We start from the raw sequence: 21,424 nt of genomic DNA on the forward strand, positions 1-21,424 counted from the left end.
GCTAATCGCCCGCCCAACGAAATTCACGAGAGTTCCATGGCCCTTAAAGTCGCCATCGTCGGCCTGCCCAACGTCGGCAAGTCCACCCTGTTCAACGCCCTGACCCAGACGGCGTCGGCCCAGGCCGCCAACTATCCATTCTGCACGATCGAGCCCAACACCGGCGAGGTCGCCGTGCCCGAGCCGCGCCTGGAGGCCCTGGCCAAGGTCTCCGGCTCCAAGGAGATCATCCCGGCCCGGATCACCTTCGTCGACATCGCCGGCCTGGTGCGCGGGGCGTCGAAGGGCGAAGGCCTGGGCAACCAGTTCCTGGCCAATATCCGCGACTGCGACGCCGTGGCCTTCGTGGCCCGCTGCTTCGAGGACGGCGACATCGTCCACGTCGAAGGCCGTATCGACCCGATCAGCGATCTCGAGATCATCGAGATGGAGCTGATGCTGGCCGACCTGGAGAGCCTGGAAAAGCGCGTCCCCGCCCTGGAAAAGCGCGCCAAGGTCGGCGCCGACAAGGAAAGCGCCAACACGCTGCGCCTGGCCAATATCGCCCTGGCCCTGCTGCGCGAAGGCCGCCCGGCGCGCGCCGCCAAGATCGACGCCGAGGACGAGAAGGCCTGGCATATGCTGCAGCTGCTGACGTCGCTGCCGGCCCTCTATGTCTGCAACGTCGACGAAGGCTCGGCCGACAAGGGCAACAAGTACAGCGACCAGGTCGCCGCCCGCGCCGCCAAGGACAACGCCAAGTCGGTCGTCATCTCGGCCCAGATCGAGAGCGAGATCGCCCTGCTGGACGCCGCCGAACGCGCCGAATTCCTCGAGACCCTGGGCCTGGAGGAGCCGGGCCTGAACCGCCTGATCCGCGAGGCCTACACCCTGCTGAACCTGCAGACCTACTTCACGGTGGGTCCCAAGGAAGCCCGCGCCTGGACCATCCATGTCGGCGACACCGGCCCGCAGGCGGCCGGCGTCATCCACACCGACTTCGAGAAGGGCTACATCCGCGCCGAGACCATCGCCTTCGACGACTTCATCAAGCTGGGCGGCGAAAACGGCGCCAAGGAAGCCGGCAAGATGCGGGCCGAGGGCAAGGACTACGTCGTCAAGGACGGCGACGTGATGCACTTCCGCTTCAACGTCTAAGCGTTCAGAACAGACCAGCGGCCGGAGCGGAAACGCCCCGGCCGTTTCTCATTGGGGAGCACGCCTATGTCCGACACCGTCACCCTGACCTCCGCCGTCGACGGCTTCGCGTTCACCGCCCTGCACGCCCAGCCGAACGGCGCACGCAAGGGCGGCGTGGTCGTGGTCCAGGAGATTTTCGGCCTCGACCAGTATGTCCAGGCCGACGTCGCGCGCTGGGCGGCCCTGGGCTTCGAGGTTCTGGCCCCGTCGATCTTCGACCGCGCCGAGCCCGGCTTCGTGGCCGAGCACGATCCGACGGGTTTCCAGACCGGCGTCAGCTATGTGCAGAAGGTCGGCATCGACGCCATGCTGTCGGACATCCAGGCCTGCATCGACGAGCTGGCGGCGCGCGGCCCGGTGTTCGCGGTCGGCTACTGCCTGGGCGGCTCGCTGGTCTGGCTGGCGGCCGGCCGGCTGAAGGGCCTGGCGGCGGGTTCGGCCTATTATGGCAGCATGATCGCCGCCAACGCCGAGCTGTCGCTGAAGGCGCCGGTGGTCGTGCACCTGGGCCGCAAGGACGCCCATATCCCGGCCGACGAGGTCAAGGCCAAGGTCCAGGCCGCTCATCCGGACGTGCCGGTCCACATCTATGAAAACAGCGGCCACGGCTTCAACAATGACGGCCGGCCCGACAGCGATCTCGCCGACGCCGAGTTGGCCCGCGCGCGGACCTTGGCGCTGTTCGTCGCCAACGGAGCCGCCTGATGGGCGAACGCATCGCCCTGGCGTGCAAGGAAGACGGCTCGCCCTTCGCCGCCTATCACGCCCTGCCCCAGGAGGCCCGACGCGGCGGGGTGGTCATGCTGCACGCCATCTGGGGCGTGACCCCGCATCTGCGCGGACTGGCCGACAGCCTGGGCGAGCAGGGCTATGAGGTCATCGTCCCCAGCCTGATGGACGCGGCCGACGCCGACTTCCCCGTCGAGGACCTGACGCCGGCGATCCTCGACGCGCGCATGGCCATGGGCAAGCTGACGGGCTGGGGTGCAACCACCCTGCCCCGCGTCCAGGCCTGCATCGACGCCCTGGACGGTCCGGTGTTCGCCATGGGCTTCTGCTATGGCGGCACGACGGCCTGGCTGGCGGCCTGCCGCTGCGAGCGGCTCACGGCGGTGTCGGCCTTCTATGGCGGCGACATCGTCGCCTATCGCGACGAGACGCCCAAGGTCCCGACCATTCTGCACTTTGGCAAGACCGACAGCCTGATCCCGCTGGCCGATGTCGAGGCCATCCGCGATGTCCACCCGGACCTGCCGATCTATCTCTACGAGGCCGGCCACGCCTTCGTGGCGCCCAGCGGCCACCATCCCGACAGCGCCCGCCTGGCGATGCTGCGAACCTTGCAGCTGTTCCAGCGCTCGGGCGGGGGCAAGGGCGAGGCTTGAGCGCGCGCCAAGCCCCGCCTAGGCTCGGCGGATGATCCGCTCACTGACCGTCGCCATTCTGTCGCTGCTGCTCGCCGCCTCGCCAGCCTTGGCCCAGACGGTGGTGATCGTTCGCCACGGCGAGAAGGTCTCGCCCAACGGCGATCCGGACCTGTCCCCGGCCGGCCAGGCCCGCGCCCGGGCGCTGGCGGCCAGCCTCGCCGGGTCCAAGGTCTCGATGGTGCTGGCGACACCGCTGAGGCGCACCCAGCAGACCGGCCAACCCACGGCCGAGGCCGCCGGCTTGAAGATCGTCCCGATCACCCTGGACGGCGGCGCACCCGCTCACGCCCAGCGCGTCGCCGAGGCCGCCCGCGAGGCGCCCGCCGACGCCACGGTGCTGATCGTCGGCCACAGCAACACGGTCACCGACATCGCCCGCGCTCTGGGCGATCCCGCGCCGGAGGTCCTGACCGACTGCGAATACGACCACATGACCGTCATTCAGCTGGGCGGCGCGACGCCCAAGGCCATCCATGCCCGCTACGGCGCGCCGACCCAGGCCTGTTGAGGACTTAGGCGGGCTCGCCCGCCGAGAGGGTGACGGCGATGGCGACGGTGTCGAGACCATCGCGCGGACGTCATGGCTGCGCTACGCTGGCGCCCATGCGTTCTCGCGTAACCGCCCTGGCCCTGCTGCTTTCGCTGCCCCTCGCCGGCGCGGCGCGGGCCGGCGAGACGGCGTGCTGGTTCGAGAACGGAGCCGTGATCGTCCCGGCGGTGATCGCCGACATGGCCGGCGACTATGTTCTCGACCTCTCGGCCCCGCGCACCCTGCTGCATGAGACCAAGGCCCAGATGGAGGGCGTCACCGCGCCCGAGCTGACTCTGTCGGTCGAGGTCGCCGGGCTGAAGGTTCCGGCCGTGTCGGTCAAGGTCGCCGACCTGGACGCGCGCGGCGCCGGCTTCGTCACCCCGATCGCCGGGGTCATCGGCATGGACGTCCTGGCCGGCCACAGCGTCGAGATCGACTTCGCCCACTGCCGGGTGCGCATCGACCAGCCCTGGAAGGCCCGCCGTCAGGTCGTGTTGCCGGTCGAGGTAATCGACGGCCTGCCGACCCTGGCCGCGGCCGTCAGCGATGGTCCCACGGCCCTGCGCGGAGCCTTCGCCATCGACACCGCCTCCAAGGCCATGACCCGCCTCTCCACGCGCGGGGCGGCCGCGACCGGAAAGCTGGATACGAACGCCCGCCACATCGCGCCGGCGCGGCTCCGCGCCTTGTCGATCGCAGGCGTGCTGGCCGAGAACGTCCCCGCCACCCTGGCCGACGATCTGCCCGAGGGCGTCGACGGAACCCTGGGAACGGCGCTATGGGCGCGCCACCGCCTGCGCCTGTCGGCCGACGCCCGCACCTTGTCGGTCGCGCCCTGATGCTGATCGAAGCCAAGCCCGACGACTTCGCCGCCCTGCTGCGCGGCGAGGCGCCAGCCCCCTATCGCCTGGCCGACAGCCCGGTGGCTCCACCGGAGGTGCTGGACATGCTGGCGCAACTGGCCGACCGGATTCGCGCGGTGTTCAGCCCCAGCGCCTGGATGATGGTGGAGGACGGCGAGGTCGTGGGCCTGATCTCCTCCGTCCAGCCGCTGGACGCGGCCGATCGATCCTTGCTGATCGGCTATGGAGTCGCTCCCACCCGCTGGGGCCGAGGCGTCGCCACCCGCGCCGTCGCCGATCTGGCGGCTTGGGCGCGAAGGGATAACCGCCTACTGGCCCTGACCGCCGAGACCTCGGTCGACAACCCCGCATCCCAGACGGTCCTGAGCCGCAACGGCTTCCAGGCTGTGGGCGAGCGCGAGGATAGCGAGGACGGGTCGCTGATCGTGTGGCGGCTGGACCTGTAACCCCCAAAGAAGAAGGGCCCGGTGTCGCCACCGGGCCCTTCGAACTTCAGTCCTTTTGGCGCTGAGCCTGCTTAGTGCGACTCGTTGCGCCAGACGGTCTTGTAGCTGGCGTACAGCAGGCCCGAGAGCAGGACGAGGTAGATCAGCACGGCGAAGCCGGTCTGCTTGCGCTCTTCCAGCTTGGGCTCGGCGGCCCACATCAGGAACGCCGAGACGTCCTTGGCCTGCTGGTCCAGGGTCGACTTGGTGCCGTCGTCGAACGTCACCAGGCCAGCCTTCAGCGGCGGGGCCATGGCGATGAAACCGCCCGGCGGGACATGCTCGTGGCTGCCCGACCAGGCCGACGTCAGGTCGCCCGGGAAGTAGGGGTTGTAGTGACCGCCGGTCGGAACCTTCAGGCCCTTCGGCGGATCCACGTAGCCCGTCACCACCGAGTAGATGTGGTTCGGACCTTCCTCGCGGGCCTTGGCCAGCAGCGACATGTCCGGCGGCAGGGCGCCGCCGTTCGAGGCGCGGGCCGCGGCTTCGTTGGCGAAGGGCGCGGGGAAGTGATCGGCGCTGGTGGCCGGACGCTTGATGGCGTCGCCGGTCTCGCCGTCGATGTCGGCGACCTCGTAGTCCTTGGCGATCGCCTTGACCCACGGGTTGTCGTTCGAGTTCGGATACTTCTCGCTGTAGAAGGGGCCGCCCTTGTCGCCGAGGTTGCGGAAGGCCACCAGCTTCATCGCGTGGCAGGCCGAGCAGACCTCGCGATAGACCTTGTAGCCGCGCTGCAGCTGGGCCTGATCGAACTTGCCGAACGGGCCTTCGAAGGACCAGTGGACTTCCTTGGCCTTCAGCGCGCCGCCGCTGGCGAGCGCCGGACCAGCGGCGCCGACGACCAGGAGACCCGCCGCCGCCGCGATAGCCGAGAGTTTGCGGAGCATCGGGATCAACCCTTATGAGCGTCGGCCGAGAGGGCCGGCGAAGCGATCGAGTCCGGAACCGGCAGGGTCTTTTCGACCAGACCCAGGACCGGGAGCACGACCAGGAAGAAAGCGAAGTAGTAGAGCGAGGCGACGCGGCTGAGCCACACGAAGCTGTTCAGGTCAGAACCGCCCAGTTGGAACGTGGTCAGGTGCGGGATCACCGGATCGTCCGGAAGCTTGGCGCCGCAGAAGCCCAGGACGATGCAGGCCACCAGGAAGAACAGGAAGTAGATCTTCGCGGTCGGACGGTAGCGCATCGAGCGCACCTTCGACGTGTCGAGCCAGGGCAGGGCGAACATGCAGGCGATGGCGCCGAACATGGCCAGCACGCCCATCAGCTTGTCCGGAACGGCGCGCAGGATCGCGTAGAACGGCAGGAAGTACCATTCCGGAACGATGTGCGACGGCGTCACCAGCGGGTTGGCCTCGATGTAGTTGTCGGCATGGCCCAGGGCGTTGGGCATGTAGAAGACGAAGAAGGCGAAGAGGATCAGGAAGACGCTCATCGCGAAGCCGTCCTTCACCGTGGCGTACGGCGTGAAGGCGACGGTGTCGGCCTTCGACTTCGGATCGACGCCGGTCGGGTTGTTCTGGCCGACCACGTGCAGGGCCCAGATGTGCAGGATCACGACGCCCGCGATCATGAAGGGCAGCAGGTAGTGCAGCGAGAAGAAGCGGTTCAGGGTGGGGTTGTCGACCGCGAAGCCGCCCCACAGCCAGGTGGTGATGCTCTCGCCGACCAGCGGCAGGGCGCCGAACAGGTTGGTGATGACGACGGCGCCGTGGAACGACATCTGGCCCCAGGGCAGGACGTAGCCCATGAAGGCGGTGGCCATCATCAGCAGATAGATCACGCAGCCCAGCAGCCACAGCACTTCACGCGGCGCCTTGTAGGAGCCGTAGTAGAGGCCGCGCAGCATGTGGATATAGACGGCGATGAAGAACATCGACGCGCCGTTGGCGTGCATGTAGCGGATCAGCCAGCCGTAGTTCACGTCGCGCATGATGTGCTCGACGGAAGCAAAGGCGCCTTGAGCGCTCGGATTGTAGTGCATCACCAGGATGATGCCGGTGATCAGCTGGGAGGCCAGGCACAGCGACAGGATGCCGCCGAAGGTCCACCAGTAGTTCAGGTTCCGCGGCGTGGGATAGTCGACGAACGAGTCATAGCCCAGGCGGATGATCGGCAGACGGGCGTCAAGCCAGCGCTCGATGCCGGTCTTCGGTTGATAGGTCGAATGTCCGCTCATCTCGCTTAACCGATCTTGACCTTGGTGTCGGTGAGGAAGGCGTATTCCGGAACCACCAGGTTCAGGGGCGCGGGGCCCTTACGGATACGACCCGAGGTGTCATAGACCGAGCCGTGGCACGGGCAGAACCAGCCGCCGTATTCGCCACCGCCGAAGGTCGGCACGCAGCCCAGGTGGGTGCAGTTGCCGCCAACGATCAGCCAATTGGCCTTGCCCGGCTTGACGCGCGAGGCGTCCGTGGCCGGGTCCTTCATCGCCGCGTGGTCGTCAGCGACGGCCTTGGCGATCTCGGCCTTGGTGCGATTGCGCACGAAGAGCGGCTTGCCGCGCCACTTGATCGTGACCTGCTGGCCCTCGGCGACCTTGGTCAGGTCGAACTCGGTCGAGGCCAGGGCCCGCGTGTCGGCGGACGGGTTCATCTGGTCGATGAACGGCCACACCAGGGTCGCGGCGCCGCCGGCGGCGGCCGCGATCGCGGCGATGTGAATGAAGTCGCGCCGGGAGGGATCGCTCCCGTGTTCCGGCTCGGTCGTTGCGCCCACGGCGGTGTCGGCCACCTACGTCACCCTCTAGTTCCGCCGGTCCGCGAAAAGCGGTCCGACTTGGAGAAGCGCCTTTCAGCGCCATATCTTGCTCGACCCGCAAGCGGATCTCCGCCACAAGGCAGCGGTCGGATCGTCGTATCGGACGCGCGGACCGAGTCCGCAAGCCCTTTCGATTCCCGGCAAAGCCCCTGCTGCCCTTGTGGTTGGTTCGCTTATTATGCGTATCGCACTTTTTCAACCAGGCATTCCCCAAAACGTCGGCGCGGCCATCCGGCTGTCGGCCTGCTTCGGGGTCGGGCTCGACGTCATCGAGCCCTGTAGTTTTCCCTTGGATGACAAGAGCTTGAAGCGCGCGGCCCTGGACTATGGGCCCCTGACGCACCTCACGCGCCACGACAGCTGGGAGGCTTTCCTTAAGGCGCCGGAGCGCGTTGACGGGCGCCTGCTGCTGTTCACGACCAAAGGCGCCACGCCCTTCCACAGGTTTTCGTTCGAACCCGGAGACACGCTGCTGTTCGGCAATGAGAGTCGCGGCGCGCCCGAGGAGGTCCACGCGGCGGCGCAAGGCCGCATCGTCATTCCGATCCGCGCCGAGACGCGCTCGATGAACCTGGCGACGACGGCGGCGATGGCCCTGGGCGAGGCCCTAAGGCAGACGGGCGGATTTCCGGGCGATCAGTGATCGCCGAAATCGACGTCCCGCCGCGCGGCGACGATCGTCACGATGAACCCCGCCAGCACGTCCAGCAGCACCATCAGGGTGATCAGGAAGAAGGTCGAGGTCGCGAAGGCCGGTGCGAGCAGGAATTCGACCAGGCACAGAATGAACAGCACCATCGACAGCGAGTGGTTGATGATCGCGATCTTGCGGCTGGTGGTCGATTTCAGCAGCTCTACGAACAGCACCACCAGCGAGGCGGCCAGCAGCAGGTCGCCCAGACTGACGCCCCACTCGGCGCGCGAGGTCATGTGAATGGTGAACAGCCGGTCGGTCATGCGGACACTGGCGTCCATGGCCTTGAAGCCGCCCGCCAGGGTCAGGGCGATCAGATTGTAGATGATGACCGGCAAGGCCAGCAGCGGAACCGCAGCGAACATCGAACTTCCCCCTACGGCGGATGCAAGCCGCCGTCTTGGTTAAGGCGTAGCCGGATTTTCGCCGGGGGTGAAGCGGCCTCGCCCGTGACGCTTAAGCTTCTTCCACGCCTTGGGGATCGCGAGCGCGCGACTGCAGCCACATCACGCCCAGCAGGTCGGAGATCGAGGCCTTGAGGCGGCCGAAATTGGTGTATTTCGACACCCCGCTCTCGCGGTGACGATGGTTCACCGGCTGGAAGCTCACCTCGTAGCCCTCGCGCAGCATCAGGGCCGGGATGTAGCGGTGGATGTGATCGAAGTACGGCAGACGCAGGAACGCCTCGCGGCGGAAGGCCTTCAGCCCGCAGCCGGTGTCGTTGGCGGTGTCCTTCAGGAGACGCTTGCGCACGCCGTTGCCGAACTTGGAGGCGAAGCGCTTGGCGCTCGAGTCCTGGCGCTTGACCCGCTCGCCGCCGACAAGGGCCAGGGTCCTGGGGCCAGCCAGCAGAGCCTTGGCCAGGCGCGGGGCGTCGGCGGGATCGTTCTGGCCGTCGCCGTCCAGGGTGACGATGATCGGAGCGCGCGCGGCCAGGACGCCCGTGCGCACGGCGCGGCTCTGGCCGGAATTCTTCTGGTGGCTCAGCACGCGCAGCCGCGGAATCTCGGCCTTCAGGGCGATCAGGCGGGCCTTGGTGTCGTCGCGGCTGGCGTCGTCGACGAAGATCATCTCGTAGTTGTCGCCGGCGAAAGCGGTCGCGATTTCACGCGCCAGCTTCGGAGCGGCCTCGCCCTCGTCGAAGACGGGCACGACGATGGAAAAATCGGGGGTGGCGGTCATGGGCTTCTAATAGCCGAAAAATTCGTCGAGGCCTGTCCTTTTCAAAAACCTGCTTTTGAAAAGGACAAACAGGCGTTTATTCAAAAGGTTAGATCGCGATTGACGCCGAAGCCGACCTCCACTTTCGGCTATCGCGCTCTTGCGGAAGGATCGTGCTAAAGCTGCGGCCATGACGCTTGAATCTCGCTTGGATGTCTGGAGCCGCGGGTGGCGAGGCCCCGTCTTCGCCGCGCTCGTCGCCCTGATCGCCGGCCTGCCCGGCCTGTTCGCCATGCCGCCGCTGGACCGCGACGAATCCCGCTTCGCCCAGGCAACGTCCCAGATGCTGGAGACGGGCGACTATGTGGTCATCAAGTTCCAGGACCAGCCGCGCTTCAAGAAGCCGGTCGGCATCCACTGGCTGCAAGCGATCAGCGTCAAGGCGTTCTCCGATGCGGAAGATCGGCGCATCTGGGCCTATCGCATCCCGTCCTTGCTGGGCGCGATGCTGGCGGCGGCGGCCTGCGCCTGGGGCGCGGCGGCGCTGTTCGACCCGCGCACAGGTCTGCTGGCCGGCGCGATCCTGGGGGCGACCTTCCTGCTGTCGACCGAGGCCTTCATAGCCAAGACCGACGCGGCCCTGTGCGGAACCACCACCCTGGCCATGGCCGCCCTGGCCCGCGTCTACGCCGCCCAGCTGAGGGGCGAGAAGGCCGGAAAATGGACCAAGCTGGCCTTCTGGCTGGGGCTGTCGATCGCGGCGCTGATCAAGGGCCCGGTCGGCCTGCTGGTGGCGATCCTGGCCCTGGTCGGCCTGGCCCTCTGGGACCGCAAGGCGGCCTGGATGAAGGACCTGGGCTGGACCTGGGGGCTGATCCTGTTCGCGGCCATCTGCCTGCCCTGGGCGATGATGATCACGGTGGCGACCGACGGCGCCTTCTGGGGAGCGGCGGTGGGCGGCGACCTCGCGCCCAAGCTGGCCGGCGGCCAGGAAGGTCACGCCGGCCCCTTCGGCTACCACGCCCTCCTGGCCCCGCTATTGTCTTTCCCGGCCACCCTGCTGTTGCCCGCCGGCCTCGTCGTGGGCTGGAAAAAGCGGAGCGAGCCTGGCGTGCGCTTCGCCGTCTGCTGGCTGGTCCCGACCTGGCTGATGTTCGAAATCCTGCCGACCAAGCTGGTCCACTACGAGCTGCCGGCCTACGGCGCCCTGGCCATGTTGATGGCCGCGGCCGTGCGCGAGCCGCTGGGCAGGCTCGCCCGCTTCATCGGCGGCGGGCTGTCGGTGCTGATGGGCGCGCTGCTGGCCGCCGTGGCCGTCTATGGACAGGTCCAGTTCGGAACCGGCGGAGACATCGCCTGGACCGTCCTGGCCGCCCTGTTGGCCCTGGCCGCCGGGATCGTCGGAGCGGTGCTGCTGCTGCGCCGCCACTCGGCCCGCGCCCTGGTCACCGCCGGAGTGCTGGGCGTCGGCGCCCACATCGCCCTGACCGCCGGCCTGATCCCCCGCCTGGAGCCCCTGTTCCTGTCCAAGGATGTCGCCGACGCCCTGGATCGCACCCGGCTCTCACCCCGCTCCGGCGCGGCCGGCCCGGTGGCCCTGACCGGCTATTCCGAGCCCAGCCTGATCTTCCAGTTGGGGACCGCCACCGAACTGACCGACGGCGAGGGCGCGGCCCAGGCGGTCGTCGAAGGCCGCCCCGCCGTGGTGGAGGGGCGCGAGGAAAAGACCTTCCGCGACACCCTGGCCGGCCTTGGCCTGACTCCCCATCCCGTCGCGACGGTCGAGGGGCTGAACTACTCCGACGGCGACCAGGAACGCCTGACCATCTACCGCGGCGAGCCACGGGCCGCCGCTCCCGAAGACGAGGTCCAGCCGTGAGCCGCTTCATCCAGATCGTCGAGGTCGGGCCGCGCGACGGCCTGCAGAACGAAAAGCTGTCCCTGTCGGTCGACGAGAAGCTCGACCTCATCCGCAAACTGGAGGCCGCCGGCGCCAGGCGCACCGAGGTCGTGTCGTTCGTGAACCCCAACCGCGTGCCGCAGATGGCGGGCGCGGAAGAGATCATGACCGCCCTGTCCGCGGACCTGGAGCACGCGCGGATCGGCCTCGTCCTGAACATGCGCGGCTGGGAGCGCTGCGTCGCGGCCCAGTGCGACGAGGCCAATGTCGTGGTCTGCGCCTCCGACGGCTTCGGCCTGGCCAACCAGGGCGCGACCGTCCGCCAGCAGATCGATGCGCTGGCCGCCATCGCCGAACGCCAGGCGGTCGAGGGCGGCCCGCCGATCACCGCGACCATCTCGGTCGCCTTCGGCTGTCCGTTCGACGGCGAGGTCTCCGAGGATCAGGTGGTGGCCATCGTCCGCGAGGCCGCCGCCCTGGGCGTGGCCGAGATCGCCATCGCCGACACCATAGGCGTCGCCGATCCCTGGACGGTCCGCAAGCGCATCGAGGCGGCGCGGGCCGCCGCGCCGGACACGCGCCTGCGGATGCACTTCCACGACACCCGCAACACGGGCCTGGCCAACGCCTACGCCAGCGTCGAGGCCGGCGTCGACGTGCTGGACGCCTCGGTCGGCGGCCTGGGCGGCTGCCCGTTCGCGCCGAACGCCACGGGCAATATCGGGACCGAGGATCTGGTCTATATGCTGGAACGGGCCGGCTTCGAGACGGGTTACGATCTGGCGGCCCTGATCGAGATCGGCCGCGAGATCAGCGCCAAGCTGGGCAAGGCCCCCGCCTCGTCCCTGGCCCGCGCCGGAGGTTTCCCCGCATGATCCGCCTCGCCGCCCTGCTGACCTTGGGCCTGGCCGCCTGCGCCGCCGCCCCCGTCGACGGGGGCTCGGTCGCCCGCTGCGACGTGACGATCAAGTTCGGCAGCTACGGCATGGGGATCGACCAGCCGCTGGCCGCGACGGTGGCGGACATGGTCAAGGCCGACCCCGACATCGCCCGCTCGGAACGCAAGCCCTGGGGCCGCGAGGGCGAGTTCGACCAGTGCCTGACGGTGAAGACGGGCCGCGACGCGACGGCGTTGTATCAGCGCTACAGAGCGCTTCTGCCGGCGAAGAGCGTGAAGGCTCCGACCTCGATCGAAGGACCGCGCGGGCTTCGGTTCGAGACGATCGGACCGATGTAGGCGGCCATCACCATTGGTGGAGCGCCAGCGCTCGTGCAATCTGGCGCGATGCTCCTTCGATCGTCCCTCGCCGGCATGATCCTCGCCCTTCTATGCGCGGCTCCGGCTTGCGCTCAGGAGGCCGACCTCGTCCATTCCGACAGGCCGCTGTGGTCACCGAGAACCGACGCCGTCTGGCCCCAGCATTTCACCGACGGCGACACGTTCGGCTGCGCGCATCGTTTGCGTCTCGGCGACTGGCTCTACAAGCCGACCGAGGGGGACGACCAATGGTACCGCTTCGGGAACTATGGTGTCTTCCACTGCTGGATGACCATCTCCCACGGCGACGCGCCCCGGGCTTTCGGGGACAGCCGCCCAGCATTCCTGATTTCATTGGGACGCGAACACGACAAGGAACTCTGGGTCCTGCAATTGGGCGCACGGCCAGGCAGCGACTACATTCTGCTGGCGGGCGCGCCAGGCAAGGGCTCGATAACGCGTTTCGAGGTCCTGCAAAGGCTCTGTCCGAAGGCGTCGGTGAAGGGCGGGCCGCCGCTGGACATTCTTCAGACCCGCTATTGCAGCGTAAACACCAAAAGCGAGATGCTGGCGCTGGCCCGGCGGATGGCGAAATTGCCTGCCTTGGGTGTGATGGCGTTCGAAGGTGAACCGCCAGGCGACCCCTGAGCCCCCGCCCCTAGATCGGCCGTCCGGTCAGCTTCCACAGCAGCGGCCGGCACACGCTCATCAGCATGATGGCCGGGGCCAACAGCACCGCCGCCGCGAACAGCTGCAGGCTGTCGGCGCGCTTGATGAAGTAGCGGGTCAGGCCGACGCCCTTATGGAACTCGACCTTCAGCGGGTGTTCCTGGCTGGTGTGACCCAGGTGGATGACCTGAGCGTCGGGCTGGAACAGCACCTGGCCGCCCGAGCGGCGGGCGCGCCAGCACAGGTCGATGTCCTCGACATGCAGGAAATAGCCCTCGTCGAAACCGCCCAGCGCCTCGAAGTCGCCGCGTCGCATGGCGAAGCAGGCGCCCGAAATGGTCGGCATCGGTACGGGCGCGCACGGCAGCGGCTCGTTCTCGCGGTGGATCTCGAAGCTGGCCAGCTGGGGGTGACGGCGGGTGAACTGGCCGAAGCTGAGCACGGTGGTCATCGGCGTCACCTCGCCGCGGCGGCCGCCGCGCTGCTCGGAGCCATCGACGTTGAGCACTCGTGCGCCGACCACGGTCGGGGTCGGCTGGCCCTTGAAGGCGGTCACGAGGGCGGCCACGCAGCCCGGCTGCAGATTGGCGTCGGGATTGAGGAAGACGATGTACTCGCCGCCCGCCGTCGAGGCGCCCATGTTGGCGCCGCGGGCGAAACCGATATTGCCGTGGCCCTGCTTGAGCACGACGCGCGGCTCGGTCAGGGCCAGCGAGCGCAGCATGTCCTCGTCGCGCCCGTCGGACCCGTTGTCGACGATGACGAACTCATCGACCAGCGGCTCGGCCAGGACATGGCTGATGCTCTGGGTCAGCGCCTCTCCCGTCCGATAGACGACCATGACGACGGATACGTTCGGACGGGCCGGACGCGCACCAACGGCAAGGGTCGAGACGGACGGGAGGATGCTGTTCATCAGGCGGTCGCGGCCTCCGGAGCCGGTTTGGCGAGCCCCAATCTGGCGGCTTCCTGGGCGCGGGCGATGTCGGGCGGGGTGGCGTCGGCCTTCAGGACGCGAAGGGCTTCCTCGAGCGAAAGGATATTCTGCCCCTCGCCGCCGAGGCGACGCAAAGCCAGCTGACCCGTTTCGGCTTCCTTACGACCCACCACCGCGATCACGGGCACCTTGGCGAGGCTATGCTCGCGAATCTTGTAATTGATCTTCTCATTACGCAGATCCACTTCCGCGCGCATCCCCAAGCTGGTCAATTTCTCGACGACCGCGCGGGCGTAGTCATCGGCGTCGGACGTGATCGTGGCCACGACAACCTGCGTCGGCGCCAGCCAAACAGGCAGGGCGCCCGCGAAGTTTTCCAACAAGATGCCGATGAAACGCTCGAAGGACCCCAAGATAGCCCGGTGAAGCATCACCGGACGCTTCTTCGAACCATCCTCCGAAACGTACTCGGCGTCCAATCGTTCCGGCAAAACGAAATCAAGTTGCAGCGTGCCGCACTGCCAGACACGGCCAATGGCGTCCTTAAGCGAGAACTCCAGTTTCGGGCCGTAGAACGCGCCTTCACCTGGCTGCAGCACCAAGGTCTCGCCCGCTGCTTGCGCCGCGGCGGACAGGGCGGCTTCAGCCTTATCCCAGACTTCGTCCGAGCCGGCGCGCAGTTCCGGACGCGTCGAGAACTTGGTGTCGGCCAGCGTCATGCCGAGGTCGTTATAGACCGAGCGCAACAGTTCGATGAACCGGGCGCTTTCCTCCGTGACCTGCTCTTCGCGGCAGAAGATGTGGGCGTCATCCTGCGTGAAGGCGCGCACCCGCATGATGCCGTGCATGGCGCCCGACGGCTCGTAGCGGTGGCAGGCGCCGAACTCGGCCATGCGCAGCGGCAGTTCGCGATAGCTCTTCTGGCCGACGTTGAAGATCTGGATGTGGCCAGGGCAGTTCATCGGCTTGACCGCCAGGATCTCGCCCTCGGCGCTCTCGCACATGAACATGGCGTGGCCGAACTTCTCGGCGTGGCCCGACTTTTCCCACAGGCTCTTGTCGAGGATCTGCGGCGTCTTCACTTCCTTGTAGCCGGCCGCGTCGAGGCGACGGCGCATATAGTCCTCAAGCACGCGGTACAGGGCCCAGCCCTTGGCGTGCCAGAACACCATGCCCTTGCCCTCTTCCTGGATATGGAAGAGGTCCATCGTCTTGCCGAGCTTGCGGTGATCGCGACGCTCGGCTTCCTCGATGCGCTTCAGATAGGCTTCCAGGTCGGCTTCCGAGGCCCAGCTCGTGCCGTAGATGCGCTGCAGCTGCGCGTTATTCTGATCGCCGCGCCAGTAGGCGCCGGCCAGCTTCGTCAGCTTGAAGGCCTTGCCGACATGCTTGGTCGACGGAAGGTGCGGACCACGGCACAGGTCTTTCCAGTTGCCCTGGCGATAGACCGTGATCGTGTCCGTGCCCGGCAGGTCACGGATGATCTGAGCCTTGTACTGCTCGCCGATCTCGTCGAAGTGCCGAATGGCCTCCTCGCGGTCCCAGACCTCGCGCGTGATCTTCTCGTCGCGGTCGACGATCTCCTTCATGCGCTTTTCGATCTTCTCCAGATCGTCCAGGCTGAAGGGCTCGTCGCGCGCGAAGTCGTAATAGAAGCCGTCCTCGACGTTCGGGCCGATCGTCACCTGGGTGCCGGGGAACAGCTCCTGGACGGCCTCGGCCAACACGTGGGCCGTGTCGTGGCGGATCGTCTCGAGCGCCTCGGGCGCTTCGCGCGTCAGGATCTCGAACTTGCGCTCGCCCGTCAGCAGGTCGGGCGTCAGGGCGCGATCGAGGTCGAGAACCTGGCCGTCCAGCTTGATCAGCAGGGCCTTCTTCTCGAGGGATTTGGAGATGGCGGCGGCGACGTCGCGCCCCGTCGAGCCGTCAGGATACTGACGGGCCGAGCCGTCGGGGAAAACCAGATCGATCATTCTTCACATATCCACTTGCGTGGCTGGCGCCCCGGCGGCGGGGGGTCGTACCCCGAGCCACCTAACGGATTGCAGCGGCAAATCCGTCGCAACGCCAACCAGGAACCCTTGAGCGGGCCATGATCCTTGAGGGCGGCCGCCGCGTATTCCGAACAGCTCGGCGCGAATCGGCACTGCCGCCCGATGAGGGGCGAAAGCGTCAACTTGTAGGCGCGAAGGCCAAGGTCGACGGTGCGGTCGTAGAAGGTCATGCCGGCGCGCGACTTTGTTGCAGTGCGGTTACACACTCCCCGGAGAGAGGGATCAAGCCGCGCCGGCGGTGCTAGTTCGCGTTTCGGAGACAGCTGTGGCCTTCCGGACAGCCTCGACCGTCGCTTCGAACGCCAGCAGCGTCGAGGCGTGACGGGCGGGATAGTCCTTGACCGGCTCCAGCACGGCGAGCTCCGCAAACCGGCCCGCGGGAGGCGAACCGTTCGTCTTCAGCATAGCGGCAAGAGAGTCGCGCGCCAACTCGATGTCGGAAAGTTCCGCGCCGATGACATTCGCGCCCAGGATCGCGGCGGCGGCCTGGCCCAGGGCGCAGGCCGAAACGTCCTGGGCGTAGTCGATGACCTTGCCGTCCTCGACGACCACGTCGACGACGATCCGGCTGCCGCACAGCTTGGCGTGTTTCTCGGCGCTGGCGTCGGGCGCGGGCAGGCGTCCGGCCCGCGGCATGTTGGCCACGAGCGTCAGGATCCGAGCGCTGTAGAGGTCGTCGATCATGGGAAGCTTAAGATGGGGTCTTCTGGCGCTCGGACCAGATGGCCTCGGCGCGGTCGCGGACGGCTTCGCCCATCTCCGTGAAAGCGGCCCGCAGCTTGCGGCGCTCGTCGCGGCCGACGAACCGCAGCAGCGGCCCCATGAACAGCTCGCCGTTCGAGAAGGTCGAGTTGCTCGGACCCATGCTCTCGATCTCGAGATAGCGGATCGCCGTGACGAACCCGCCGATCCGGCTGGAGCGCCAGTGCAGCTGCTCGTACGGCACCCAGTCGTGGACCACCGGCGTGATCACCGCGGCCGGCTGGCCCGGCAGGTGCTGCTCCAGCGTGAGGTTGGCCCCGATCTTCAGCTGGCCCTCGGCCTTGCGGTAGAGCGGGTTCCATGTCTCCCAGGACTCGAATTCCGAGACGATCTCCCAGACGATCTCGGCGGGGGCCTGGACCCCGATACGGTGCTCGACGGCGCGTTTCATCGGCTCGCTAACCCTTAGTCCTTCATTCGCCAGGTGGCGCCGGAAGGGCCGTCCATGACCACCACGCCCAGGGCGTCGATCTCGGCGCGGATCGCGTCGGCGGCGGCCCAGTCCTTGGCGGCGCGCGCGGCCAGGCGCTTGGCCAGCAGGTCCTCGACCTGGGCCTTAAGTTCGTCCGACGCGTCGCCCTCGAACCAGCTGTCCGGGTCGGCCTGCAGGAAGCCCAGCAGGGCGCCGGCCTCGATCAGGCGGGCCTTGTTGGCGGCGATGGCGATCGTGTCGCCGGCCGTCACGGCCTTCTCGATCAGGCTGGAGACCTCGAAGAAGGCGGACGTGGCCAGCGGCGTGTTCAGATCGTCCATCAGGGCGGCGACCACCTCTTCCGGGGCTTCCATGGCCTGATCCAGCGGCACGTCCTTGGCGCGGCGCAGGGCGCCGTACAGTCGGTCCAGCGACTTCTTGGACTGCTCCAGCAGCTCCGGCGTCCAGTCCAGCGGCTGGCGATAGTGGGCCGACAGCAGCGCCCAGCGGATCACCTCGCCCGGCACGTTCTTCAGAAGCTCGTGCGGGATGACGACATTGCCCAGGCTCTTGGACATCTTCTCGCCGGCCATGTCGAGGAAGCCGTTGTGCATCCAGTAGTTGGCCAGCACCGACGTCCTGTGAGCGCAGCGGCTCTGGGCGACCTCGTTCTCGTGGTGCGGGAAGGCCAGGTCGATGCCGCCGGCGTGGATGTCGATGGTGTCGCCGAGCGTCTTCTCGATCATCGCCGAGCACTCGATATGCCAGCCCGGACGGCCCGCGCCCCAGGGGCTGTCCCACTCGGGCTCGTTTTCCTTGGACGGCTTCCACAGCACGAAGTCGGCCGGGTGGCGCTTGTACGGCGCGACCTCGACGCGGGCGCCGGCGATCATCTCGTCCAGCGGCCGCCCGGAAAGCTGGCCGTAGTCGGGAAAGCTCTGAGTGTCGAACAGCACGTGCCCCTCGGCGGCATACGCCGAGCCGTTATCGACCAGCTTGCCGATCATCTCGACGATCGCGCCGATATGGTCGGTGGCGCGCGGCTCGAGATTCGGACGCAGCGCGCCCAGGGCGTCGGCGTCCTGGTGATAGGCCGCCAGGTAGCGCTCGGTGATCACCGAGATGTCGACGCCTTCCTCGGCGGCCTTCTTGTTGATCTTGTCATCCACGTCCGTGACGTTGCGGGCATAGACCACCGCGTCCTCGCCATAGAGGCTGCGCAGCACGCGATAGAGCACGTCGAACACGACGACGGGCCGGAAATTGCCAATGTGGGCGTGGTTCCAGACCGTCGGACCGCACACGTACATCGTCACCCGCTTGGGATCGGCGGGAACGAAGTCGCGCTTCTCGCGCGCCAGGGTGTCGTGGATCTTCAGGGTCATTGGGTCGCGGCAACCTAACGTAACGGAGGTGTTGCCCCCGAAAGGGGCCGGCCCCATATATCTTCCAGATACGGCGAGGGCCATGTCGCGATGCGTCTAAATCGCTCCTCGCGCCGTATATGAAACGGGTGGCACGCGTAATTCCGGAGCGACAGGCGCTTCGGCGCAACTCAGCCCGTGGAAAGACCTCTGAAAAACATGGACGCCTTGTCCCGCGAGCGAACCCTGATCGGCTCTGAAACCGGTCTTGATCTTGAACCCGCCGAGCGCCCCACCCGAGACGAGGCCATGGCCGCCGTCCGGACCCTGCTGGCCTGGGCCGGCGACAACCCCGACCGTGAAGGCCTGCTCGACACGCCCCAGCGCGTGGTCGACGCCTATGGCGAGTGGTTCGCCGGCTATCACGGCGATCCGGCCAAGGAGCTTTCGCGCACCTTCGAGGACGTGCAGGGCTATGACGACATGGTGATGCTGCGCGGCATCGACGTGCAGAGCCACTGCGAACACCACATGGCGCCGTTCCTGGGCAAGGCCTGGGTGGCCTACATGCCGACCGGCAAGGTCGTGGGCCTGTCCAAGCTGGCTCGCCTGGTCGAGATTTTCGCCAAGCGTCTCCAGACTCAGGAGACCATGACGATGCAGGTCGCCGACGCGATCGAGGATCACCTTAGCGCCGCCGGCGTGGCCGTGCTGATCGACGCCGAGCACCAGTGCATGAGCACCCGCGGCGTCCACCACCACGACGTCTCGACCATCACCACCCAGTTCCGCGGCGTGTTCAAGACCGACAAGGTCCTGCAGCAGCGGTTCATGGATCTGGTGACGCGGAAGTAGGGCCTACGCCGCCGCGCGGATCCCTTCGCGGATCCGCGCGACGCAGGCGTCCACCGGGCGGTGGACCAGCGTCACCAGGACGAAGCTGATCAGCATCAAGAGATACCAGGCGCCCATCTTCTCGATCGGCACCAGATGCCAGCCCTTGGCCTGGCTGGGATAGATCCACGCCCCGGCGAAGGTGCCGAGGTTCTCGGCGAACCAGATGAACAGCGAGACCAGCACCGCGCCCATCAGCATCGGCATGCGGCGCGCGGTCTGATCCGGCGTGAACACGAACCAGGTCCGGCCGAACAGCAGCGCCGACAGGGCGAACAGCCCCATCCGGAAGTCGACGATGTAGTGATGGCTGAAGAAGTTGGCGTAGATCAGCACCGCCAGGATGTGGGTGCTCCAGAACGGCGGATAACGCACGAAGGTGATGTCGAACAGCCGCCAGATCCGCGCGATGTAGCTGCCGACGCAGGCGTACATGAAGCCGGTGAACAGCGGCACGCCGCCGATCCGCAAGAGGCTGGGCTCGGGATAGATCCACGAGCCATGAGCGGTCTTGAACAGCTCCATGATCGTGCCGACGACGTGGAACATGAAGATGACCAGCGCCTCGTCCCAGCGCTCCAGCTTCAGGGCCAGCAGCAGGACTTGAATGGCGACGGCGGCGATGACCAGGAAATCGTAGCGCGCCAGCGGCGCGCCGGCCGGCCAGAACAGGTGCGTGCCGACCAGCAGGGCCAGCATCAGGCCGCCGAACAGACAGGCCCAGGCCTGCTTCAGGCCGAACAGCAGGAATTCGTAGGCATAGCCGTTCCAGCGCGACCGTCGCGCCCAAGGCCTCGCCCTCTCGTCCAGCGCCGCCACGCCGGCCTTGATGCGGTCTTTCAGGTTCATCGCGTCCCCCGGAGCGCAACGCCGCGCTCCAGCCTTCCAAACAAAGCGTGTTCAGGCAGGCTTTGCAGGGGCGGGAAACTAGCGCACGGCCTCGCCCTGCGCCATATGTGGCGCCATGAGCACCGACCTGTTCCCCCAAGCCCACAGCAAGCACGATCTGGAGCGCGGAACCGCTCTGGCGCCCCGCTTCAACGCCGACGGTCTGGTCGTGGCGGTGGCCCAGCACGCCGACAGCGGCGAGATCCTGATGCTGGCCTGGATGAACGCCCAGGCGCTGAAGCTGACGGTCGAGACCCGCATCGCCCACTATTTCAGCCGCTCGCGGGGCGAGCTCTGGAAGAAGGGCGAAACCAGCGGCCAGCTGCAGGACGTCGTCGAGCTGCGGGTCGACTGCGACCAGGACGCGGTGCTGCTGAAGGTGCGTCCGCGTGGCGACGGCGGCGCCTGCCACGTCGGCTTCCGCTCGTGCTTCTACCGCGTGCTGAACGACGGGAAGCTGGTTGAGCGGGAAACACCGATCCATGACCACCCCTGAGGCCCTTATCGCCTTCACCCTGGCCGCCGGGCTGCTGACGCTGACGCCGGGCCTCGACACCGCGCTGGTGATCCGCACCGCCGCCGCCGAGGGTCCTCGTCGCGCGACCGGAGCGGCGATCGGGATCGGCCTGGGCTGTTTCATCTGGGGCGCGGCGGCGGCCTTCGGGGTGGGCGCGCTGCTGACCGCCTCGGAAATGGCCTATGCGGTCCTCAAGTGGGTCGGCGCCGCCTATCTGGCCTGGACCGGGATCCGCATGATCCTCAAGCCCCGCGACCAGTTCGAGCCCGGCGAGATGAAGGCCATCGACGCCGGCCCGATCGCGGCCCTGCGGCGCGGGCTCCTGACCAACCTGCTCAACCCCAAGGTCGGCATCTTCTACGTGTCGTTCCTGCCGCAGTTCATTCCGGCCGGCGTCGCACCGGCCCGGTTCGGGCTGCTGCTGGCCGGCATCCACGTGGTCCTGGGACTGCTATGGTTCGCCGCCCTGATCGCCGCCACGGTGCCGATCGCGGGGCTGCTGCGCGAAGCCGTGGTGGTCCGGTGGCTGGACCGGGTGACGGGCTGCGTCTTCGTGGCGTTCGGCCTGCGGCTGGCGCTGGAACGGCGCTGACTCGCCCCCTCCGGGCCTTCGGCCCTCCTCCCCCGGAGGGGGAAGAAGGTCTGCGGTTCCCCGTCCGCCCCCT

26 protein-coding genes are annotated in these 21,424 nt (G+C 67.5%); 14 read left to right on the forward strand and 12 right to left on the reverse strand.

Features of this window, described 5'->3' with window-relative positions; genetic code table 11:
* Positions 1-36: 36 nt before the first annotated feature.
* The 6 genes from ychF to EIK80_RS09205 all read left to right on the forward strand — a co-directional run bounded on the left by ychF (position 37) and on the right by EIK80_RS09205 (position 4,447).
* On the forward strand, positions 37-1,137 hold the full coding sequence (ychF, locus tag EIK80_RS09180) for a redox-regulated ATPase YchF (RefSeq protein ID WP_125156696.1): 1,101 nt from the start codon (positions 37-39) through the stop codon (positions 1,135-1,137).
* Positions 1,138-1,203: 66 nt separating this feature from the next.
* On the forward strand, positions 1,204-1,884 hold the full coding sequence (locus EIK80_RS09185; protein ID WP_125156697.1) for a dienelactone hydrolase family protein: 681 nt from the start codon (positions 1,204-1,206) through the stop codon (positions 1,882-1,884).
* Entirely contained in the window at positions 1,884-2,564 is a 681-nt protein-coding gene (locus EIK80_RS09190; protein ID WP_125156698.1) for a dienelactone hydrolase family protein, read from the forward strand. The genes EIK80_RS09185 and EIK80_RS09190 overlap by 1 nt, the downstream gene beginning before the upstream one ends.
* A 31-nt stretch (positions 2,565-2,595) precedes the next feature.
* A complete protein-coding gene (locus tag EIK80_RS09195; RefSeq protein WP_125156699.1) occupies positions 2,596-3,114 on the forward strand; it encodes a histidine phosphatase family protein in 519 nt (172 codons plus the stop codon).
* A 95-nt stretch (positions 3,115-3,209) separates the two neighbouring features.
* Positions 3,210-3,977, forward strand: a complete 768-nt coding sequence (locus EIK80_RS09200; protein WP_125156700.1) for a hypothetical protein — start codon at positions 3,210-3,212, stop codon at positions 3,975-3,977.
* The gene (locus EIK80_RS09205) at positions 3,977-4,447 is read left to right on the forward strand and encodes a GNAT family N-acetyltransferase (RefSeq protein WP_125156701.1); all 471 of its coding nucleotides are present in this window, start codon (positions 3,977-3,979) and stop codon (positions 4,445-4,447) included. The genes EIK80_RS09200 and EIK80_RS09205 overlap by 1 nt, the downstream gene beginning before the upstream one ends.
* A gap of 71 nt (positions 4,448-4,518) precedes the next feature.
* Here the strand turns inward: EIK80_RS09205 and EIK80_RS09210 are convergent, their stop codons facing one another.
* The 3 genes from EIK80_RS09210 to petA are packed head-to-tail and all read right to left on the reverse strand — an operon-like array spanning position 4,519 to position 7,222.
* A complete protein-coding gene (locus EIK80_RS09210) occupies positions 4,519-5,373 on the reverse strand; it encodes a cytochrome c1 (RefSeq protein WP_125156702.1) in 855 nt (284 codons plus the stop codon).
* 5 nt (positions 5,374-5,378) lie between these two features.
* Positions 5,379-6,665 (reverse strand): cytochrome b/b6, encoded by a 1,287-nt coding sequence (locus EIK80_RS09215; RefSeq protein ID WP_125156703.1) that lies wholly within the window; start codon positions 6,663-6,665, stop codon positions 5,379-5,381.
* Between the two features lie 5 nt (positions 6,666-6,670).
* Positions 6,671-7,222 carry a ubiquinol-cytochrome c reductase iron-sulfur subunit gene (gene petA / locus EIK80_RS09220; RefSeq protein WP_125156704.1) on the reverse strand — a complete coding sequence of 184 codons (552 nt, stop codon included), beginning with the start codon at positions 7,220-7,222 and terminating at the stop codon, positions 6,671-6,673.
* Positions 7,223-7,427: 205 nt separating this feature from the next.
* Between petA and EIK80_RS09225 the strand changes: the two genes are divergently transcribed.
* Entirely contained in the window at positions 7,428-7,892 is a 465-nt protein-coding gene (locus tag EIK80_RS09225; protein WP_125157320.1) for a tRNA (cytidine(34)-2'-O)-methyltransferase, read from the forward strand.
* On the opposite strand, the gene EIK80_RS09230 is transcribed toward EIK80_RS09225, so the two are convergent.
* Both EIK80_RS09230 and EIK80_RS09235 read right to left on the reverse strand, forming a co-directional pair.
* Positions 7,886-8,308 carry a hypothetical protein gene (locus EIK80_RS09230; RefSeq protein WP_125156705.1) on the reverse strand — a complete coding sequence of 141 codons (423 nt, stop codon included), beginning with the start codon at positions 8,306-8,308 and terminating at the stop codon, positions 7,886-7,888. The genes EIK80_RS09225 and EIK80_RS09230 overlap by 7 nt on opposite strands.
* Before the next feature lie 91 nt (positions 8,309-8,399).
* On the reverse strand, positions 8,400-9,125 hold the full coding sequence (locus EIK80_RS09235) for a glycosyltransferase family 2 protein (RefSeq protein WP_125156706.1): 726 nt from the start codon (positions 9,123-9,125) through the stop codon (positions 8,400-8,402).
* Between the two features lie 169 nt (positions 9,126-9,294).
* Between EIK80_RS09235 and EIK80_RS09240 the strand changes: the two genes are divergently transcribed.
* The 4 genes from EIK80_RS09240 (at position 9,295) to EIK80_RS09255 (ending at position 12,910) form a co-directional block, all read left to right on the forward strand.
* On the forward strand, positions 9,295-10,983 hold the full coding sequence (locus EIK80_RS09240) for a glycosyltransferase family 39 protein (protein ID WP_125156707.1): 1,689 nt from the start codon (positions 9,295-9,297) through the stop codon (positions 10,981-10,983).
* Positions 10,980-11,879, forward strand: coding sequence for a hydroxymethylglutaryl-CoA lyase (locus tag EIK80_RS09245; RefSeq protein WP_125156708.1), 900 nt, complete (start codon positions 10,980-10,982; stop codon positions 11,877-11,879). Before EIK80_RS09240 ends, EIK80_RS09245 begins: the two co-directional genes overlap by 4 nt.
* The gene (locus EIK80_RS09250; protein ID WP_125156709.1) at positions 11,876-12,241 is read left to right on the forward strand and encodes a hypothetical protein; all 366 of its coding nucleotides are present in this window, start codon (positions 11,876-11,878) and stop codon (positions 12,239-12,241) included. Before EIK80_RS09245 ends, EIK80_RS09250 begins: the two co-directional genes overlap by 4 nt.
* A gap of 75 nt (positions 12,242-12,316) precedes the next feature.
* Positions 12,317-12,910 (forward strand): hypothetical protein, encoded by a 594-nt coding sequence (locus EIK80_RS09255; RefSeq protein ID WP_125156710.1) that lies wholly within the window; start codon positions 12,317-12,319, stop codon positions 12,908-12,910.
* A 10-nt stretch (positions 12,911-12,920) separates the two neighbouring features.
* Here the strand turns inward: EIK80_RS09255 and EIK80_RS09260 are convergent, their stop codons facing one another.
* The 6 genes from EIK80_RS09260 to cysS are packed head-to-tail and all read right to left on the reverse strand — an operon-like array spanning position 12,921 to position 18,481.
* Entirely contained in the window at positions 12,921-13,847 is a 927-nt protein-coding gene (locus EIK80_RS09260) for a glycosyltransferase family 2 protein (RefSeq protein WP_125156711.1), read from the reverse strand.
* Complete coding sequence (gene thrS, locus EIK80_RS09265) at positions 13,847-15,841, reverse strand: threonine--tRNA ligase (protein ID WP_125156712.1); 1,995 nt, start codon at positions 15,839-15,841, stop codon at positions 13,847-13,849. Before thrS ends, EIK80_RS09260 begins: the two co-directional genes overlap by 1 nt.
* The gene (gene yidD, locus EIK80_RS09270; RefSeq protein WP_125156713.1) at positions 15,838-16,092 is read right to left on the reverse strand and encodes a membrane protein insertion efficiency factor YidD; all 255 of its coding nucleotides are present in this window, start codon (positions 16,090-16,092) and stop codon (positions 15,838-15,840) included. The genes thrS and yidD overlap by 4 nt, the downstream gene beginning before the upstream one ends.
* Positions 16,093-16,144: 52 nt before the next feature.
* On the reverse strand, positions 16,145-16,606 hold the full coding sequence (locus EIK80_RS09275; RefSeq protein WP_125156714.1) for an iron-sulfur cluster assembly scaffold protein: 462 nt from the start codon (positions 16,604-16,606) through the stop codon (positions 16,145-16,147).
* Positions 16,607-16,613: 7 nt separating this feature from the next.
* Positions 16,614-17,075, reverse strand: a complete 462-nt coding sequence (locus EIK80_RS09280; protein ID WP_125156715.1) for an SRPBCC domain-containing protein — start codon at positions 17,073-17,075, stop codon at positions 16,614-16,616.
* Positions 17,076-17,089: 14 nt separating this feature from the next.
* On the reverse strand, positions 17,090-18,481 hold the full coding sequence (gene cysS / locus EIK80_RS09285) for a cysteine--tRNA ligase (protein ID WP_125156716.1): 1,392 nt from the start codon (positions 18,479-18,481) through the stop codon (positions 17,090-17,092).
* A 198-nt stretch (positions 18,482-18,679) separates the two neighbouring features.
* On the opposite strand from cysS, the gene folE reads away from it, so the two are divergent.
* Complete coding sequence (gene folE, locus EIK80_RS09290; RefSeq protein ID WP_125156717.1) at positions 18,680-19,315, forward strand: GTP cyclohydrolase I FolE; 636 nt, start codon at positions 18,680-18,682, stop codon at positions 19,313-19,315.
* A 3-nt stretch (positions 19,316-19,318) separates the two neighbouring features.
* On the opposite strand, the gene EIK80_RS09295 is transcribed toward folE, so the two are convergent.
* Positions 19,319-20,203 (reverse strand): DUF817 domain-containing protein, encoded by an 885-nt coding sequence (locus EIK80_RS09295; protein WP_125156718.1) that lies wholly within the window; start codon positions 20,201-20,203, stop codon positions 19,319-19,321.
* A gap of 115 nt (positions 20,204-20,318) precedes the next feature.
* Here EIK80_RS09295 and hisI point away from each other — a divergent pair, with 115 nt between their 5' ends.
* Together hisI and EIK80_RS09305 are read left to right on the forward strand one after the other, a co-directional pair.
* Positions 20,319-20,738: a phosphoribosyl-AMP cyclohydrolase gene (gene hisI / locus EIK80_RS09300; RefSeq protein WP_125156719.1), complete on the forward strand. Its 420-nt coding sequence runs from the start codon at positions 20,319-20,321 to the stop codon at positions 20,736-20,738.
* Complete coding sequence (locus tag EIK80_RS09305) at positions 20,725-21,351, forward strand: LysE family translocator (protein WP_125156720.1); 627 nt, start codon at positions 20,725-20,727, stop codon at positions 21,349-21,351. The genes hisI and EIK80_RS09305 overlap by 14 nt, the downstream gene beginning before the upstream one ends.
* The last annotated feature ends 73 nt before the right edge of the window (positions 21,352-21,424 follow it).

The sequence above is a fragment of the Caulobacter sp. 602-1 genome (assembly GCF_003931565.1).
Classification (GTDB): domain Bacteria; phylum Pseudomonadota; class Alphaproteobacteria; order Caulobacterales; family Caulobacteraceae; genus Caulobacter.

Bases quoted from the DNA above. Each gene is read 5' to 3' on its own strand.
- EIK80_RS09210 (WP_125156702.1), bottom strand. From the start codon at position 5,373: ATGCTCCGCAAACTCTCGGCTATCGCGGCGGCGGCGGGTCTCCTGGTC.
- EIK80_RS09185 (WP_125156697.1), top strand. From the start codon at position 1,204: ATGTCCGACACCGTCACCCTGACCTCCGCCGTCGACGGCTTCGCGTTC.
- EIK80_RS09200 (WP_125156700.1), top strand. From the start codon at position 3,210: ATGCGTTCTCGCGTAACCGCCCTGGCCCTGCTGCTTTCGCTGCCCCTC.
- EIK80_RS09225 (WP_125157320.1), top strand. From the start codon at position 7,428: ATGCGTATCGCACTTTTTCAACCAGGCATTCCCCAAAACGTCGGCGCG.
- hisI (WP_125156719.1), top strand. From the start codon at position 20,319: ATGAGCACCGACCTGTTCCCCCAAGCCCACAGCAAGCACGATCTGGAG.
- EIK80_RS09195 (WP_125156699.1), top strand. From the start codon at position 2,596: ATGATCCGCTCACTGACCGTCGCCATTCTGTCGCTGCTGCTCGCCGCC.
- folE (WP_125156717.1), top strand. From the start codon at position 18,680: ATGGACGCCTTGTCCCGCGAGCGAACCCTGATCGGCTCTGAAACCGGT.
- EIK80_RS09305 (WP_125156720.1), top strand. From the start codon at position 20,725: ATGACCACCCCTGAGGCCCTTATCGCCTTCACCCTGGCCGCCGGGCTG.
- EIK80_RS09260 (WP_125156711.1), bottom strand. From the start codon at position 13,847: ATGAACAGCATCCTCCCGTCCGTCTCGACCCTTGCCGTTGGTGCGCGT.
- EIK80_RS09240 (WP_125156707.1), top strand. From the start codon at position 9,295: ATGACGCTTGAATCTCGCTTGGATGTCTGGAGCCGCGGGTGGCGAGGC.
- EIK80_RS09230 (WP_125156705.1), bottom strand. From the start codon at position 8,308: ATGTTCGCTGCGGTTCCGCTGCTGGCCTTGCCGGTCATCATCTACAAT.
- cysS (WP_125156716.1), bottom strand. From the start codon at position 18,481: ATGACCCTGAAGATCCACGACACCCTGGCGCGCGAGAAGCGCGACTTC.
- thrS (WP_125156712.1), bottom strand. From the start codon at position 15,841: ATGATCGATCTGGTTTTCCCCGACGGCTCGGCCCGTCAGTATCCTGAC.
- EIK80_RS09275 (WP_125156714.1), bottom strand. From the start codon at position 16,606: ATGATCGACGACCTCTACAGCGCTCGGATCCTGACGCTCGTGGCCAAC.
- EIK80_RS09205 (WP_125156701.1), top strand. From the start codon at position 3,977: ATGCTGATCGAAGCCAAGCCCGACGACTTCGCCGCCCTGCTGCGCGGC.
- EIK80_RS09215 (WP_125156703.1), bottom strand. From the start codon at position 6,665: ATGAGCGGACATTCGACCTATCAACCGAAGACCGGCATCGAGCGCTGG.
- EIK80_RS09280 (WP_125156715.1), bottom strand. From the start codon at position 17,075: ATGAAACGCGCCGTCGAGCACCGTATCGGGGTCCAGGCCCCCGCCGAG.
- ychF (WP_125156696.1), top strand. From the start codon at position 37: ATGGCCCTTAAAGTCGCCATCGTCGGCCTGCCCAACGTCGGCAAGTCC.
- EIK80_RS09190 (WP_125156698.1), top strand. From the start codon at position 1,884: ATGGGCGAACGCATCGCCCTGGCGTGCAAGGAAGACGGCTCGCCCTTC.
- EIK80_RS09250 (WP_125156709.1), top strand. From the start codon at position 11,876: ATGATCCGCCTCGCCGCCCTGCTGACCTTGGGCCTGGCCGCCTGCGCC.
- yidD (WP_125156713.1), bottom strand. From the start codon at position 16,092: ATGACCTTCTACGACCGCACCGTCGACCTTGGCCTTCGCGCCTACAAG.
- EIK80_RS09295 (WP_125156718.1), bottom strand. From the start codon at position 20,203: ATGAACCTGAAAGACCGCATCAAGGCCGGCGTGGCGGCGCTGGACGAG.
- EIK80_RS09235 (WP_125156706.1), bottom strand. From the start codon at position 9,125: ATGACCGCCACCCCCGATTTTTCCATCGTCGTGCCCGTCTTCGACGAG.
- EIK80_RS09255 (WP_125156710.1), top strand. From the start codon at position 12,317: ATGATCCTCGCCCTTCTATGCGCGGCTCCGGCTTGCGCTCAGGAGGCC.